Source organism: Paenibacillus sp. FSL W8-0426, assembly GCF_037969725.1.
GTDB classification, from domain to species: domain Bacteria; phylum Bacillota; class Bacilli; order Paenibacillales; family Paenibacillaceae; genus Paenibacillus; species Paenibacillus hubeiensis.
Genome location: NZ_CP150203.1, coordinates 6,519,608 through 6,536,128, shown reverse-complemented (window position 1 = coordinate 6,536,128; position 16,521 = coordinate 6,519,608). Strand labels below are relative to the sequence as shown.

Sequence of the window (16,521 nt, the reverse complement as noted above, 5' to 3'; positions counted from 1 at the left end):
CGGGATGGACATCTTCTATCGCTCGACGAGCAGCAGAATGATCGATGACAGGCACAGGCATGTGCTGATCAGATAGAGCACGCCTACGACCTGTTTATGGCTCAAGCCTGCCCGAAGCAGACGATAGTGGGCTTGGCTGGCATCGGCCTGGTAGATCGCTTTTCCTTGCAGGAAACGTTTGACCACGACAAAGATGTTGTCAAAGATCGGTACGCCAAGCGCAAGGATCGGAATAAAGAGCGACAGCATCGTTGCTTGCTTGAATGCTCCGTCAAGAGCGATGACTGCCAGGATGAAACCTAGGAAGGTTGCGCCCGCATCACCCATGAACACTTTCGCAGGCGGCTTGTTGTATTTCAGATAACCAACCGTGACGCCTACCAGTACGATGGACATCAGGGCTGAATCAGCCTGTCCTTTCGCCAGCGCTACGACGAACAGCGTGACAGCGGAAATGGCCGAAAGTCCGCCAGCCAGCCCGTCCATACCGTCGGAAAAGTTAATGACGGTAGTTACGCCGAAAATCCATAGAATGGTCAGGATGAACTGCAGCCAGACCGGGAGCATGACATATTCGGACGTCAGCGGATTAACGAATCCCGTAAAAGCGATGCCTGAGGCAAAAACGAGCACCGCCGCGGAAATCTGGATAATCATTTTGGGCAGCGCTGGAAAGTCCTTGCCCTTCGTTTTATACCAATCGTCGATGGTGCCGATCGTCAGAAGCAGCATCCCGCCGACGAACAGGGCGGCCGTTTCCATAGACAACTGTTTGGTGAACAAAATATATGTAAGAAAAAATCCTGTAAATATCGCATAGCTTGCCGTCAGCGGAATGGGCTGCCTGTGGAGTTTGCGCTCCACGTCCTCGCGGGGCTTGTCCACGAAATCAAGACGGTGGGCAAGACGCCCAAGCGGAGGAATGAGCAGGACCACGACAGCAAATGACAACAGAAATGCAGCTAAATATAACATAACTTTGCTTGTTTCACTCCCATCTCCATATTTCCCCTATTATACGAGTTCGGCAGGAAGTCTGTCGATGTCATTATTGTCATTATTGCCCGGAAGCTCTTGTCGCCATCGTGGTAAGTTCAGGAAAGCCAAGCTCCGAAATACGATTTCACAGCTTCTTCACTGTACCGGTCATTCCCTTGCCAGGTCGAGGCAAAACGGAAATCGCTTGAACCACCTCTTCCGATGCGCGGTGTATCTGTCTCGGCTAAAATGCCGGCTGCGCTCCAAATTTCCAGAATGGCATCGCGCTCATATTGGTTGGACGGGAAGATGGTTTTCCACCGCTTCTCCAGCTTGCGAGCACCCTCACCAGGCTCACAGGCATATATCGTTTCCAGCATGCCGCGCAGGATGGCGATATCGGCATCGGTTACTTCATAGGTATCTTCGTCAGTTAACAGCAGCTCCAAATCCATCAGGCAGTATAACAGCAGATCATGGCGCACCCCGCCCCACCGTATGCGTTCAAAATTCAGGACGTTCAAGTCCTGAGCGACGTACTCGCGATCGGAACGCAGCCGTTGGAAGTTGCAGTCTCCACATGCGCTGGAATTGGCATGAAGGGCCGGACGCTCGCCGTAGGTATGCAGCGGCAAAGGCGCCGTCAGGGCCCAACTGGAAAGCGCGCTGCGAAGATGTACTTTTCGCGTGGACAGGCTGTGCAGAAATGCGATGGCCGCCTGTTCCTTGATGTTGTGTTTCTGGTGCATGGAGTGCAGCCGCTGAACGATTTCATCATGCGAAATGGTGAGAGGGTCGAACATGACGCCTTTGCTTTTGGCATACTCGAAGTCTTCCCCCGTAAAAGGAGTCTGCGGCGATTTCCATCCGCCGTTTCCCCAGAAGAAACTTTGCAATATTTTGAGTGCTTTTTTGTCCATGAAATTCATTCTCCCATCATATATAGAATAAGGTCTCCAAGCGAGATGAGATACCATAGAAAAAAGAAAACCGACAACCCTCCCGATACCGGAGGGCTGCCGGATTCTACGCCCTGATCACGGGAACGCTGCCGTTGCCGTGATCAGGCGATGCTTATTGCCGTGCAGCCTTGTTCTGGAAAGCGGCGATGTCCGCGTATTCTTCATCGAATTTGCGCGAGATGCGGATGAAGATCGGCAGCAGCTCGCGGTAGACACGCACGCTGTCCGGGTCCGGCTTGTGCCGGTGGGTCGAACCGATCATGCCCGATACGGCGCTCAGCGAATCGATGCGGCCCAGCGCATACAGGCCGAGTACGGCTGCGCCCAGGCAGGAGCTCTCGATGCTTTCCGGAATGATGACATCCTGATCGAAGATGTCGGCCATCATCTGCCGCCACAGCTCGGAGCGGGCAAAGCCGCCCGTAGCCTGGATTTTGGCGGGGCGTCCGATTTTTTCCTCGATGGCCAACATCACCGTGTACAGGTTGAAGAGCACGCCTTCGAGCGCCGCGCGGATCATATGCTCCTTTTTGTGATGCAGCGTCAGGCCGAAGAAGGAGCCGCGCGCATTCGGATTCCAGAGTGGGGCGCGTTCTCCCGTCATGTAAGGGTGGAACAGCAAGCCTTCGGAACCCGGAGGCACGTTTTCGGCAACCCGGGTAAGCACTTCGTACGGATCGATGCCGAGCCGTTTGGCCGTCTCTACCTCCGATGCGGCGAATTCGTCGCGAATCCAGCGGAAGATCACGCCGCCGTTGTTGACCGGACCGCCGATCACCCATGCATTCTCGGTGAGTGCGTAACAGAAAAAGCGTCCCTTCGGATCGGTTACGGGTTTGTCCACGACCGTACGGATGGCGCCGCTGGTACCGATCGTGACCGCGACCACGCCCGGATCGATGGCGTTGACCCCGAGATTGGAGAGTACGCCGTCGCTTGCTCCGATCACGAAAGGAGTCGTTTCGGCAATTCCCATCGCCTTGGCGTGTTCCGGATTCAACCCTTGTTTGATCACATGGGTTGTCGGCACGAGCTTGGACAGGTGTTCCGGCGTAATGCCCGCGACATGGAGCGCTTCTTCGTCCCAATCCAGCTTCTCCAGGTTCATCATTCCGGTAGCCGATGCCATGGAATGGTCGATGACGTAGTCGGAGAACAGCTGGTAGAATACATATTCTTTCATGGAAACCAGTTTGTGCGTCCGTTTGAACAACTCGGGCTCTTCCCGGGTGAACCACATGATTTTGGTCAAAGGCGACATCGGGTGAATCGGCGTCCCGGTCCGCAAATATATTTCGTGGCCGTTCATATCGGCTTTGAGCGCTTCCGTCCATTCGGCGCTACGGTTGTCCGCCCAAGTCATGGCCCGCATTAACGGTTTGCCATGCTCGTCTACGGGCAAGATGCTATGCATCGCCGAACTGAATGACACCAGCATGACCTCGCCCGGCTGAATGCCTGCAGTGGAGGTAGCCTGTTTGACCGAAGCCAAGACGGCGTTGAAAATGTCGTCCGCATCCTGCTCCGCAATGGCAGGCGTAGGCGTGTATAGCGGATAATCGACACTGCCCTGGGCCACGATCGTTCCGTTTTGTTCGAACAGGACGGCCTTGGTGGAGGTAGTGCCGATATCCACGCCGATCATATAACGTGAAGAAGCCATGGTTGCTATCCCTCTTTTCTGAAACGTCTGGTGGGTACTCTGCCATCAAGCATATCAGAATTCAGGGACGGATCAAAATTACCCGTATCTGGAATTTAAATTAATCTTTTACTGCCCCGGCTGCGATATCCGAGATGAACTGGCGGCTGATGAACAGGAACATGACGATGAGCGGAATGACTGCCAGCAGCGTGCCGGCGATAACCATGGCATAGTCCGTGTTGTATAGCCCGTTCAGTTGGGATAACGCAATCTGCAGCGTGTACTTTCGTTCGTCGGTCAGGACGATAAGCGGCCACAAATAGTCGTTCCATACGCCGATGAACGTGAAGGCGCCGAGGAAAGCAAAGGCAGGTCGCAAGATCGGTAGGGCAACGTTCCAGTATAGTCGGAAGAATCCGCATCCGTCGATCCGACCCGCGTCGAGCAGGTCGCTTGGAATCGACTCGGTCGCATACTGCCGGATCCAGAATATGCCGAAGGCGTTGACCATGCCCGGAATGATCAATGCTTTGAACGAGCCGACCCAGCCGAAGGTAGCCATCAACACGAACGATGGAACGAGCGACAGCTGCGAAGGTACCATCATCGTGGCGAGCAGCACAACGAAGAGCCACTTTCTGCCGGGGAATTCAAACTTTGCAAAGGCAAAACCGGCAAGGGAATCGAAGAACAGCACCAGCAGCGTGACCGTGGCTGCGACGAGAAACGTGTTTACAAAAGCTCCCCAGAAGTCGATTTGCTGCATCACCCGGGTGATGTTGTTCCATAGCTCCCCGCCGAACCAGAGCCTGGGCGGAAAAGCATAAATGTCGGACGTGGTTCGGGTAGACATGACGACCAGCCAGTAGAACGGAAACATCGAAATGATCATGCCTGCGGCCAAGCCGATATAAAGCACGAACGATTTGAGGTGTTTGGATGCCATGAGCGCTCCTCCTTGTCACATCAGGATGACTTGCCTTGAACGAGCTTCCAGTTCACGATCGAGAACAGCGCGATGATCAGGAACATGCCCCACCCGACGGCAGCACCGTATCCGAAATAGTTGTTGATGAACGATTCCCGGTACAAATAAAGCACGATCGTCATTCCGGCAGCGCCTGATCCGCCGTCATTGCCCACCAGAATTTGCGGTTCCGTAAACAGCTGCATGCCGCCGATGGTCGACGTGATGACTGTGAACAGAATGACGGGCCGCAGCATCGGGATCGTAATTCGGAAAAAGGACTGCACGCCCGAAGCCCCGTCAATGCGGGCAGCTTCGTACAGCGTTTGGGGAATGCTCTGGAGACCGGCCAGGTAAATGACGGCATTATACCCGGTCCAGCGCCAGACGACCATGGAAGAAATCGCAACCTTGATGCCCCATGGCGCATTCAGCCATTCCACGACCGGAAGGCCGACCGATTGCAGCAAATAATTGAGGAAGCCGTAATTGTTGGCAAACAAGGCCCCGAAAATAATGGCAACGGCCACGATGGACGTGACGTTGGGCAGAAAATAGCCGACGCGGAAGAGGGTACGGAATTTCACAAACGGTGCATGCAGCAGGAAGGCTATAATCAGGGCAAAGAAGAGCATCGGAATCGTCGAGTAGATCCAGATGGCAAAGGTGTTCCCCACCGCCTGCCAGAACTCGGCATCGGTTAACATGTATTTGAAATTGTTCAGTCCGTTATAGGTCATGATGCCGATGCCATCCCACTTGTGGAAGGCAAGATATAATGAAAATCCGATCGGAAAGAGTCCGAAGACGGCAAACAGAATATAAAACGGCGAAATAGCTACATATAACGAGCGGTTTTCCCAGATGCGGGACAGGAGAGGTTTCTGACGATCCAGATCGGGGCGTGCGCCGGCTTGATCCGGAGTAAGGCGCGGTTCAGTTACGGCCATGGGAATTTCCTCCTTTGCGGGTCATCCTTGCATGGGCGGTGCCATTCATACAACCTAACGCTGCAGCTCGCGGTCGACGCGTTGCACCGTATCATTCCATACTTGCTGCGGATTGGCATTCTGCTTGGCGATATCGTTCAGGCGCCGCGTAATGATGCCATGCACGGAAGGATACCTTTCGCCAAAGAAGGCAATCGGGACGTGTTGTGCCGATTCGGCAAATACGCTTCCGGTAGCTTGCCCGCCAAAGAAAGGCTCTTCCTCTTTCATGGAAGGCGAATCGAATACGCTTGGCGCGGACGGGAACAGGTTCAACGTCTGGTATTGTTCCAATTGGTTTTCCGGATTTTGCAGCCAGCGAATCAGTTCAAAAGCTTCCTGCGGATGTTCGCTGGATTTAAGAATGGACAAAAAGGATCCGCCATTGTTGCCATCCCCGCCCGGCGCACGGGCTACCCTCCATTTGCCGGACGTATCCGGGGCGGCCTCCTGCAGCACTTGCTTCATCCATACAGCGCCCACGAAGGAGGCGATTTCCCCGTTGTTCATGGCTGCGTTCCAGCCGGGAGTCCACCCGTCGGCATTGGCCAGCAGTCCCTTTTCCTTGAAGGATATCGCGGTATCCCAGCTCGTCTTGACCAGAGGCGAATCCAGGCCAAGGAACGTTCCGTCCGGCTGGAAGTAGCGGTCCGTGCCTTGAGACAACACTTGATTGTAAACGCTACCAATATTGTCGGTCAGAAACACTTTGCCTCCGAACGCATTCTTGAGCTTCTCGCCGGCCGCTGCATAAGCTTCCCAGCTGTTGATCTGACGGGATACTTCATCCGGATCGGACGGCAGTCCGGCTTCCCGGAACAGGTCTTCGCGATAGAACAGGGCGGTTGGTCCCGTATCCATCGGGAATCCGATCATTTGTCCGCTTGGCGTCACGCCTTGTTTCCACTTCCACTCCAGATATTGGTCTTCAATGTCTCCCGCGCCGAGATCATACAGGTTATAGAAACGGTCCTCACTCGGAAAGAGCTCCATGATCCAGTCGTTCAACGCAACGATATCCGGTTCGCCGGAACGGGCTGCAAGCGTGGTTTTGAGTTTGGCTTTGAAGTCGCCCCCGATTTTTTGGGCCGTTAGTTGAATGTTGGGGAACTGCTCCTGTGCCTTGGCTAACAGCTTGTCGTCAATGGAACGGTTCCAATACCACAATGTAAGCGCTACCTTTTTGCTGGTCGCTGAATCGTCCTGCCCTGGCCAAATGGAACACCCGCCCAATAGCAGAACGCATGCCATGAATGCGGCGACCCAGCAAGCTCTTTTTCGGCGGATCATATGCACTACCCCCTTAAGGTTAAGATGCCAACGTGAAGTAAAGTGGATTTTGCCGACTACACCATCATTGTATGAGCAGTTTCTAAACTCATAACCAATATTCCTGAAACGAATCACAAATTTGTGTCCATGATTTAGTTATAGATTTGTAAGTTACTTTAAAAACAAAAGTTACTTGACACCATCTAATTTTTATTTTAAACTTGCTTACATAAAGTAACTAATGATGATGACAATGATATATATCACTGCAGATGCCTATTCAAGTGGTCCGCTTGCCCGGACGCGAATCATAAAATAGCTTTAGAACGCATAGCGGGAGGAACCTTTCGATGATAAATTCGCATACTATACAATTGCTCGCCCCGAAAATACAGACTATTCCAAGTGGAAAAGAATTTATATACTTGGTCGGCCCCATCAAGCTTCCGGTGAATCTGGATGGCGAAACACGCATCTTCCAATGGTACAGCTGGATGAAGGCGGAGAAAGAGATGGACAGCCGCGAACTGATCGAATCACTGGCGGCGGCTGAACTGGCGGAACGTCAACAATCCAGCGTGCTTGTTTACGGCGATTTCGCCCAAGCCGCGGAAGCGCTCATTCGGATGCACAGCATTTGCCATACCGGCGACATTTTTGGCAGCAAGCGCTGCGACTGCGGCTTCCAGCTGGAGCAATCCATGAAGATGATTGCCGCTCACGGCGCTGGAGCTTTGTTCTACTTGGCGAACCATGAGGGTCGCGGCATCGGTTTGTTCAGCAAAGCCATGGCTTATCTGCTGCAGGAAGAAGGCATGGACACCGTAGATGCCAACCTTCAGCTTGGATTCACGGACGATGCACGCAATTACGATGACGCCATCGCCGTGCTGCGCGCACTGCGTCCAGAGCCGGTTACCCTGATCACCAACAACCCTCGCAAGCTGGCTGCCTTGCAGGAGGCTGGACTGAACGTTGGCGGACGTGTTCCGCTCTGGGGGGACCGTTCGGCGTATAACGAGAAATATTTGCAAACCAAGGTCAATCGTTCCGGCCACCTTTCGGAAAGTGATGTTTGGGATGTGGCAGCAAGTTCTCTTCCGCATGCCCAGGCGTAACGAAAGAACCAAGAAGCTTTCGCCGCAGATCATTGTTTGTTCGACCCGCCTGATGCCTGATGAATAGACTGCGAATTTATTCGTATAAAAAACAACGAGGAGCCAGTCACGTATTGACTGGTTCTTTTTTCATGCACGGAATACTTAAAATTTGAAATAATTTCTCGTATTCGAAAATCTTGCTGACCGACAGTTGTCAATTATACAATGGAACCATCCGAAACATGTAAGGGGGAGCTCCATGCCATTTGAGGGACAATGCATGTTACCGGCGGCCAAAAACATGAAGCAGTTCGAAGCGATCATCGCAGGGCCGTACCGATACGGCATTCTGCTGGATACCCATATCGGCCAGCTTCAGAGCATTTTGAACGAGGCTCGGCGGCGGGACAAAAACATGCTGCTGCATGCCGACCTGGTGCAAGGTCTCAAAAACGATGAATTCGCGGCAGAGTTCCTATGTCAGCAGATCCGTCCGGCAGGATTGATCTCGACGCGGGCGAGCGTGATTCAGAAAGCGAAGCAAAGAGGGATCACTGCGATTCAGAGGGTGTTTCTGCTGGATACGAATGCACTGGAAAAAAGCTATCAGCTGCTCGACAAAACGCGGCCCGATTACATCGAGGTGCTGCCCGGCGTCATTCCGCATATCATTACCGAGGTGTATGAACGCACAGGGATACCGATTATAGCGGGCGGTTTGATCCGTTCCGTACAGGAGGTCGAGCAGGCTCTTCATGCCGGAGCTCAAGCGGTAACGACGTCCAATGCCGATCTCATCCGACACTATGGGAAAACGCTTACAAAGTAACCCGGCGTGAAATCGCAATGAACAGTGCTGTGAACATAACGTATGCGTGCAGGAGGGGATGCAAGGATGGATCAATATATTATGGCCCTTGACCAAGGGACCACCAGCTCAAGGGCAATTTTGTTTAATCGAAACGGGGAGATCGTGCACACGGCACAGCAGGAATTTCCGCAGTATTTTCCTAAACCGGGGTGGGTGGAGCAGAATGCCAACGAAATCTGGAGCTCCATTCTGGCCGTCATGGCTTCCTGCCTGGCGGAGAGCGGCATTAAGCCGGCGCAAATTGCCGGGATCGGCATTACCAATCAGCGCGAAACCGTGGTGGTCTGGGACAAGGAAAGCGGGCGTCCCATCTACAATGCCGTCGTCTGGCAGTCGCGCCAAACGGCGGGAATTTGCGAGGAGCTCAAGTCCAAAGGGCTGGACGACGTATTCCATCGCAAAACAGGGCTGCTCATAGATCCTTATTTTTCGGGAACGAAAGTACGTTGGATCCTGGATCATGTGGAAGGTGCGCGGGAACGCGCCGAGCGCGGAGAATTGCTGTTCGGTACGATCGACAGCTGGCTGATCTGGAAGCTAAGCGGGGGGACGCATGTGACCGATATGTCCAATGCTTCCCGTACGCTGATGTACAACATTTACGAGTTGAAATGGGACGACGAGCTGCTGGCCATTCTCGATATTCCGCAAGCGATGCTGCCGGAAGTGAGGGGATCCTCCGAAGTATATGCCCACACGACGGAATATCATTTCTTCGGCCACCGGGTTCCGATCGCTGGTGCGGCCGGAGACCAGCAAGCCGCATTGTTCGGTCAAGGCTGTTATACGCGGGGGAGCATGAAAAATACGTACGGAACCGGCTGTTTCATGCTGATGAATACGGGCAAAGAGCCGGTTCAATCGGAGCATGGGCTGATTACCACGATTGCCTGGGGCATCGACGGCGAAGTGGAGTATGCGCTCGAGGGCAGCATCTTCGTTGCAGGCTCGGCGATTCAATGGCTCCGGGACGGCTTGCGGATGCTGCGTTCGTCGCGTGACAGCGAGGACTACGCAGCACGCGTCCCATCGACGGATGGCGTGTACATGGTGCCGGCTTTTGTGGGGCTCGGAAGTCCATATTGGGATAGCGAGGTCAAAGGTGCGATATTCGGCCTGACGCGCGGCACGACCAAGGAGCATTTCATACGGGCGACGCTGGAGGCGCTGACCTATCAGACCCGGGATGTCCTTGAGGCTATGGAATCGGACTCGGGTATCGAGGTGGGGGCCTTGCGCGTGGACGGCGGGGCAGCGGCCAACGATTTTCTCATGCAGTTCCAGAGCGACATTCTGGGCATGCCGGTAGAGCGTCCTGCAGTGAATGAAACGACGGCTTTGGGAGCGGCTTATCTTGCCGGTCTTGCGGTTGGTTACTGGAAGAGCAGAACCGAGCTGAGCAATCATGAAAATACGGAGCGTTTGTTCCGTCCGAGCATCCCGGAGGAAAGAAGAACGGAGTTATACAAGGGTTGGCAGCGGGCAGTCCGGGCGGCAATGGCGTTTAAATAGACCCGGCGGGCCTTGTTGTGGATATTTGTACTTTATCGACAAAGATATACAATAGCTGTGATTAAATGGTGGAAAATCATTCATAAGAGGCAGGTTTAATTTTCCTGGTCCGCAGAATTGGGGTAACCATAATAAGGGAAATAAAAGGGTATGTGGGTCATATTGAAATTACACCCTATAGCAAAAGGTGGATTCAAAAATTTTTTGAATAATGTGTCATTTCAGGCCTTCACGCCGCCCAAATTGTGTGGTAGGATTAAGGCACAAGTTAAAAAATGATGTCTGGAGATCGGGAGAGACCACGTAACGCTCAGCTATCGCTGCGGCGCATGACGTGGTCTTTTTTTTGTCCTTTTGCGGAGAAAATGAATGGAAATCAGTGGAGGCGATTCGGATGACTGCAACGTTCTCGGCCGGAAAACGAACCGATGTATTACATGAAATGGCGAATGCACATTTTGACATACTGATTATCGGAGGAGGCATCACCGGAGCCGGCATCGCCCTGGATGCCGCATCGCGCGGACTGAAGACGGCTTTGGTGGAGATGCAGGATTTCGCTGCCGGAACCTCCAGCCGCTCGACCAAGTTGATTCATGGCGGACTTCGTTATTTAAAGCAATTCGAAGTAAAAATGGTTGCCGAAGTCGGACGTGAGCGAGCCGTCGTTTATGAAAACGGACCCCATGTGACGACGCCGGAGCCTATGCTTCTGCCCATTTATAAAACCGGAACGTTCGGTCGGCTGAGCACCTCCATCGGTTTGATGGTTTACGACCGCCTGGCGGGCGTGAAGTACAGCGAACGCCGCCGTATGCTGAATGCCCGTGCCGTCTCGGATATGGAGCCGCTGCTTCGTAGGCAGGAGCTTCTGAGCGGCGGACTATACGTGGAATATCGGACGGACGATGCCCGCCTTACGATCGAAGTGATGAAAGAGGCGGTGAGCCGCGGAGCTCAAGCCATCAACTATGTGAAGGCCGATGGCTTCATTAAGAAGGACGGCAAAGTCGTTGGCATTCAGGCGACCGATCAGTTGGATGGACGAACCTGCATGCTGCATGCCGACAAGGTGATAAACGCTTCGGGACCATGGGTGGACCGTCTGCGCGAGTTGGACGGTTCCCGCCAAGGGAAGACGCTGCAGCTCACCAAGGGCATTCATCTGGTGTTTGACGGCAAGCGTTTTCCGCTCAGGCAGGCGGTATATTTCGATACGCCCGACGGGCGCATGGTTTTTGCCGTCCCGCGGGATGGGAAAACCTATGTAGGAACGACGGACACGGTATATAAGGATGACCCGGCTCATCCGCTCATCGACGATTCCGACCGGGAGTATGTGTTGGAGGCGATCCGGAACATGTTTCCGGACGTGCGTGTTACGGCGGAAGACGTGGAGTCGGCCTGGGCAGGCGTGCGCCCGCTGATTCATGAGGAAGGAAAGGGTCCCTCCGAGATTTCCCGCAAAGACGAAGTGTGGGTGTCCCGCTCGGGATTGATTACGATTGCAGGCGGCAAGCTTACCGGTTATCGGAAAATGGCCGAAATGGTCGTTGATCTGGCGGCCCGCCAACTGGAAGAGGAAACAGGCCGGTCCGCAGGCCCGTGCATTACGAAGCGGCTGCCCATCTCCGGCGGAGACGTCGGCGGGTCGGCAGGATATGCTGTTTATGCGGAGCGCAAAATCAAAGACGGCGTAGCGTTGGGGCTGGAGCGAGCCGTCGCGGAAAGGCTGGTCCGCACCTATGGCTCCAACGTGGATCGGCTTTATGCACGTTTGTCGGGTCTGCGGGGCAGATCAGAGGTGCACGGCATGCCGATCGAACTTTTCTTGATGGCAAGCTATGCCATGGAGGAAGAGATGGCAGCGACGCCGGCGGACTTCTGGGTACGGCGCACAGGGGCTCTCTTTTTCCGGATCGGGGAAGTTCGCCAATGGAAGGGCGCTGTCGCCGCATACATGAGCCAGGTTTTGCACTGGACGGAGGAGCAGGCCTCGCATTACGGCGAAGAATTGGACCGATTGTTGTCCGAGGTTTCGTTTCGGCGTTAAGGGAGGATTTAGCGAATGGGGGTCGAATGGAACATGTAAGCGTATAACATGGAGAGGGGACTGCAGCGATGACTTTACAGATTGGCATAATCGGCACAGGCTGGTTCAGCAAGGTGCATGCAGATATATTGACCCGGATGGAGGGCGTGCGCGTGGCTGCCGTTCTTGGCACATCACTGGAAAAGGCGGAAGCCATGGCCAACGTCTACGATGCTGCCGGGTATGAAGAGTTGGGACATATGTTGGATGGACAGAAGCTGGATGCTGTCTATATTTGCGTGCCTCCGATGTCCCACGGTGCGATTGAATTGGAATTGATTCGCCGCGGCATCCCGTTCCTGGTCGAGAAACCGTTGAGCACGGGATTGGATGTGCCGCAGCAGGTGCTTGGCGAAATCAGAAAGACGAATATGTTGACATCGGTGGGATATCATTTCCGTTACCAAGGGGCTGCACAGGTGCTGCGGGAAGCGATGCAGAATCAAAAAGTGGGCATGGCCCTTGGCCGCTGGATGGGCGGCATGCCGGGAGTAGCCTGGTGGCGTCGCCAGGATGGATCGGGTGGTCAGTTCGTGGAGCAGACGACCCATATCGTGGACCTGCTGCGCTTCTGCGCGGGCGAGGTGACAGAGGTATACGCGGCCGCTGCGCAGCGAGTCATGCACGAGACTCACGAGAATGTCACCGTGGACGATGTGGCCAATGTCACGCTCCAATTGCAAAGCGGCGCCATTGCAAGCATTGCGAACACCTGCCTGCTCCCGGACGGAGAAGGCGGAGCGGGGCTGCAATTCTACACGGCTAGCGGCGTGTGGGACTGGACGCCTGATCGGCTTCTGCTGCCCGTTGCGGCGCCGCATCCGATGGCCGGCCATGAGATTCCGGCGGGAGCCAATCCGTACGAACGGGAAAATGAAGCGTTCATTCACGCGCTTCGCACCGGCGACCGCTCACGCATTTTGTCCGACTACGAAGACGCTTATCGGACGCAGGAAATCACTGTGGCGGCGCAGGTTTCGCTCGAGTCCGGCCTGCCTGTAAAGCTCCACGTCCGCTAACTCTCCATTCGATAAACGAAAACGCCTGATTCTGAACCGACCCGCAAGGGTCAGCCAGAATCAGGCGTTTTGTGTTAAAGCATGTTGTTTTTGTCGGCAGGCAGCCATAAAGCCTATTTCTTGAGCCACTCCGATGACCAGCCATAAATTTGATTGATGACAGGTTCGATGGCTTTGCCTTTTGGGGTCAGTTCATATTCGACGCGGGGAGGAATCTCCGGATACATGTGCCGCGAGACGATGCCCTCCATCTCCATTTCCTTCAGGCGTTCGGATAATAGTCGGCCGCTGATGGCCATCTCGGCTTCCAATTCGGTAAACCGTTTCGGGCCGGACAGCAGTTGATACATGATCAGCAGCACCCACTTTTTGCCGATGATATCCATGGCCTGAGTGATCAGGCAAGGGCTGGGCGGCGCTTTTTTTCTCAGCTTCAATCTATTCACCTCAATTCCGGTAAAGACATATCCATATTTGTATATATAAAGAGCTTGGCTTTCTGTCACTCGAACCGTGGTAAGGGGACAAGCAAGTCAATAAAGAGTTACTACAATTATTACTGTAACATACCTTTTGTATGTATTATACACCATTCCGCAAAAAATTACTTGATTAAATAATGTTATTATTATATACTCGCTTCATAAAAGTAAGTAAATAATAAAAATATAACAATGTATTAAATAATACCAACTAAATTATCGATACTAGAAATTCGTTTTAAAAATAAAGCTGTTTGCTCAGCTATTACATAGATTCTTTTTAATATGCATTTCGTTGGCAGGATGCTTTCGAACATTCAAATATAATGCGTCAGGAGTGAATGGAAATGAAAATGTTGGGTTATATTGCGCTGGTTATTTTGGCAGGGGTGTTCGTGATGACGGGGTTCAACAAGGTAAGCGGATCGGAGATGATGGTGCAGACCTTCGAAGGATTTTCATATCCGGCCTGGACGATGTATCTCATCGGTGCAGTCGAGCTGCTGAGCGCCGTGGGCCTGCTTATCCCGCGTACACGCATGGTTGCGGCCGGTTTGTTGACTTTTATCCTGATTGGGGCTGTGGGCACCCATCTGATATATGGCCAATATGCGGCCTTAGGGTTCCCTGCAATTCTGCTTGTGGCGAATATCATTGTGCTGCTGATTGGAATGCGCCAAATGGAGGAAGAGGAGCTCGACGCTTTTCAGGCGATCTCATAATATGACTTTACACTGAAAAAGAGGAACGCCCGAATCCGCGGCAATCCTCTTTTTTTGGCTTGATGCAAAAAAAGAAGAACCCGCATGTTATTCAGGGTTCTCTTGCAACGGGATTCCGGTCACCCGGAAGTCTCCATATGTTTTTGATGTCGCGATTATAGCAGTTTCTTTAATTGGGAGACGCGTCCTTGGCTGATGCCAAGCTTCTCTGCAATTTGCTGCTGGGCCAGGCCGGGATGCTGTTCAACGATTTCTCTCATTTGCTGCAGCATGCGGGCCGTTTTGGGCCGCAGGTCCGGATACTCGTTGCCGGCTTTCTCGTCCGAATCGGATGAAGCGGCTCGGGCGGATTCGGAAGCAGGACGCTCCGCGGATGCAGGAGATTTTTTCGGTTGAGGAACGAACCATTCGGGAGTGTCTTCCGGGTGTTTTAATTGAGTTGCACAGGTCCGGCAGATGAATTGCTCTTTGAAATACATTTCTGTATCCAGGTTTCCGCAAAACACACACAATGTCGATTTGTACTTTCTTAAAATCAACTCTTTCCCTTCAATGAAAAATTCAAGAGGATCGCCGATATGGATTTCCATCGTATCCCGCATTTCTTTGGGAAGGACAATTCGTCCAAGGCGGTCCAGAGATCTCTTCATTCCGGTTCTTTTCATCGCATCTCCCCCGCAATATTAACTTTGAAAACCTGTCCTTATTGTAAGGAAGAAAGGGCTTTATTACAACAATTATATTTCAAAAAAAAGGGATAATTCCATCTATTATATTACGGAAAAATAAGCTTGGAGAGCAGGGGGGCCACTGCCAAGGTGAATAATGCGGCGAGCACCATGGAGATGCTGGAGATGGTGCCCGTCAGCGAGCTGAATTCGAACGCTTTGGACGTTCCCGTGCCGTGGGCTCCGGTCCCAAGCAGCGTGCCGCGGGCAATTTCGCCTTCGATGCGCAGCATTTTTACGATGGACGGGCCGATGGTGGCGCCGAGCAAGCCGGTCATGATGACAAATACGGCCGTAACGGCCGGAATGCCGCCGATGGTGGCCGAGACGTTCATCGCAATCGGCGTGGTGATCGATCTCGGAATCAGGCTGTGCACAAGCCCGGCGTCGAGGTGCAGCAGCTTGGCCAGCAGGGCCGAGGACAACACCGCGACCACGGAGCCCGTCATGACGCTGAAGACGATCTCCGAGACGTGTTTTTTGAGCACATGGAAAAACGTATATAACGGAACGGCGAAGGCAACGGTAGCCGGTTGAAGCAAAAGGCTCAGCCATTTGCCGCCCATGCTGTACGTTTCATAATTGGTGCCTGTAGCGATGAGCACCAGCGTGACAATCAACGGTGTGATGAGCAGCGGTGACAAATATACTTTGGGCAGACTGCGGTACATGCGTTTGGCGATCCAGTAAATGCCGACCGTGAGCAGCAAGCAAAGAAATCCGATCATCCCGTATGACGCTCCTTTCTTTTGGCGATTCGGCTGGCGACCAGACCCGTGCAGGCCATCACCAGAAACGTGCTTAACAGCACGATGAACAAAATTTGCAATCCGTCCTGTTCCAGCATCGGCACGTAATTCATGATGCCTACGGCCGACGGAATGAAAAACAGCAGCAGCTCGCCCAGGAGCCAGCCCGCGCCAACCTCGATCCAGCGCAGCTTCACGACGCCGGCCTGGAGCAGAAGGAACAGGATCACCATGCCGAGGATCGATCCCGGGACGGGCAGATGGAGAACTCGGGCCAATTGGTCCATCCCGAGCGAGAACACCATGAGCAGCGCAACCTGCACGATGCCAATGCCCCATTTTTTCACGGTAAACCCTCCTTTGAATATGTGAATGAAGAACATGTTTGTTATGAAAAATGAAAGTAATAAAGCTTTGTCATTTCAAATTTTAC

At 53.2% G+C, this 16,521-nt stretch carries 16 protein-coding genes; 6 read left to right on the top strand and 10 right to left on the bottom strand.

What is annotated here, in order from left to right; translation table 11 throughout:
* Positions 1-15 precede the first annotated feature (15 nt).
* The 6 genes from MKY59_RS29545 to MKY59_RS29520 all read right to left on the bottom strand — a co-directional run bounded on the left by MKY59_RS29545 (position 16) and on the right by MKY59_RS29520 (position 6,831).
* Positions 16-975 carry an MraY family glycosyltransferase gene (locus tag MKY59_RS29545; protein ID WP_236413290.1) on the bottom strand — a complete coding sequence of 320 codons (960 nt, stop codon included), beginning with the start codon at positions 973-975 and terminating at the stop codon, positions 16-18.
* Positions 976-1,094: 119 nt separating this feature from the next.
* A complete protein-coding gene (locus tag MKY59_RS29540; RefSeq protein WP_339275132.1) occupies positions 1,095-1,898 on the bottom strand; it encodes a hypothetical protein in 804 nt (267 codons plus the stop codon).
* A 154-nt stretch (positions 1,899-2,052) separates the two neighbouring features.
* On the bottom strand, positions 2,053-3,603 hold the full coding sequence (gene gntK, locus MKY59_RS29535) for a gluconokinase (RefSeq protein WP_236413286.1): 1,551 nt from the start codon (positions 3,601-3,603) through the stop codon (positions 2,053-2,055).
* Positions 3,604-3,703: 100 nt separating this feature from the next.
* Entirely contained in the window at positions 3,704-4,531 is an 828-nt protein-coding gene (locus tag MKY59_RS29530) for a carbohydrate ABC transporter permease (RefSeq protein WP_339275131.1), read from the bottom strand.
* A gap of 20 nt (positions 4,532-4,551) precedes the next feature.
* A complete protein-coding gene (locus MKY59_RS29525; RefSeq protein WP_236413282.1) occupies positions 4,552-5,502 on the bottom strand; it encodes a sugar ABC transporter permease in 951 nt (316 codons plus the stop codon).
* Between the two features lie 54 nt (positions 5,503-5,556).
* The gene (locus tag MKY59_RS29520) at positions 5,557-6,831 is read right to left on the bottom strand and encodes an ABC transporter substrate-binding protein (RefSeq protein ID WP_339275130.1); all 1,275 of its coding nucleotides are present in this window, start codon (positions 6,829-6,831) and stop codon (positions 5,557-5,559) included.
* Positions 6,832-7,163: 332 nt separating this feature from the next.
* Between MKY59_RS29520 and MKY59_RS29515 the strand changes: the two genes are divergently transcribed.
* The 5 genes from MKY59_RS29515 (at position 7,164) to MKY59_RS29495 (ending at position 13,407) form a co-directional block, all read left to right on the top strand.
* Positions 7,164-7,931 carry a GTP cyclohydrolase II gene (locus MKY59_RS29515; protein WP_339275129.1) on the top strand — a complete coding sequence of 256 codons (768 nt, stop codon included), beginning with the start codon at positions 7,164-7,166 and terminating at the stop codon, positions 7,929-7,931.
* A 241-nt stretch (positions 7,932-8,172) separates the two neighbouring features.
* Positions 8,173-8,742: a glycerol-3-phosphate responsive antiterminator gene (locus MKY59_RS29510; RefSeq protein ID WP_339275128.1), complete on the top strand. Its 570-nt coding sequence runs from the start codon at positions 8,173-8,175 to the stop codon at positions 8,740-8,742.
* Between the two features lie 66 nt (positions 8,743-8,808).
* Positions 8,809-10,296, top strand: coding sequence for a glycerol kinase GlpK (gene glpK / locus MKY59_RS29505; RefSeq protein WP_339275126.1), 1,488 nt, complete (start codon positions 8,809-8,811; stop codon positions 10,294-10,296).
* 394 nt (positions 10,297-10,690) lie between these two features.
* Positions 10,691-12,349, top strand: coding sequence for a glycerol-3-phosphate dehydrogenase/oxidase (locus MKY59_RS29500; protein WP_339275125.1), 1,659 nt, complete (start codon positions 10,691-10,693; stop codon positions 12,347-12,349).
* Between the two features lie 68 nt (positions 12,350-12,417).
* A complete protein-coding gene (locus MKY59_RS29495; RefSeq protein WP_339275123.1) occupies positions 12,418-13,407 on the top strand; it encodes a Gfo/Idh/MocA family oxidoreductase in 990 nt (329 codons plus the stop codon).
* A 113-nt stretch (positions 13,408-13,520) separates the two neighbouring features.
* Here MKY59_RS29495 and MKY59_RS29490 read toward each other — a convergent pair whose 3' ends face one another.
* Positions 13,521-13,793 (bottom strand): helix-turn-helix domain-containing protein, encoded by a 273-nt coding sequence (locus MKY59_RS29490; protein ID WP_236413730.1) that lies wholly within the window; start codon positions 13,791-13,793, stop codon positions 13,521-13,523.
* Positions 13,794-14,236: 443 nt separating this feature from the next.
* On the opposite strand from MKY59_RS29490, the gene MKY59_RS29485 reads away from it, so the two are divergent.
* Positions 14,237-14,611, top strand: coding sequence for a DoxX family protein (locus MKY59_RS29485; protein WP_339275121.1), 375 nt, complete (start codon positions 14,237-14,239; stop codon positions 14,609-14,611).
* Between the two features lie 155 nt (positions 14,612-14,766).
* On the opposite strand, the gene MKY59_RS29480 is transcribed toward MKY59_RS29485, so the two are convergent.
* The 3 genes from MKY59_RS29480 to MKY59_RS29470 form a co-directional block, all read right to left on the bottom strand.
* The gene (locus tag MKY59_RS29480) at positions 14,767-15,276 is read right to left on the bottom strand and encodes an AbrB/MazE/SpoVT family DNA-binding domain-containing protein (RefSeq protein ID WP_339275120.1); all 510 of its coding nucleotides are present in this window, start codon (positions 15,274-15,276) and stop codon (positions 14,767-14,769) included.
* Positions 15,277-15,386: 110 nt separating this feature from the next.
* Positions 15,387-16,067, bottom strand: coding sequence for a CidB/LrgB family autolysis modulator (locus tag MKY59_RS29475; RefSeq protein ID WP_236413267.1), 681 nt, complete (start codon positions 16,065-16,067; stop codon positions 15,387-15,389).
* Positions 16,064-16,435 carry a CidA/LrgA family holin-like protein gene (locus tag MKY59_RS29470; RefSeq protein WP_236413266.1) on the bottom strand — a complete coding sequence of 124 codons (372 nt, stop codon included), beginning with the start codon at positions 16,433-16,435 and terminating at the stop codon, positions 16,064-16,066. Before MKY59_RS29470 ends, MKY59_RS29475 begins: the two co-directional genes overlap by 4 nt.
* Positions 16,436-16,521 lie beyond the last annotated feature (86 nt).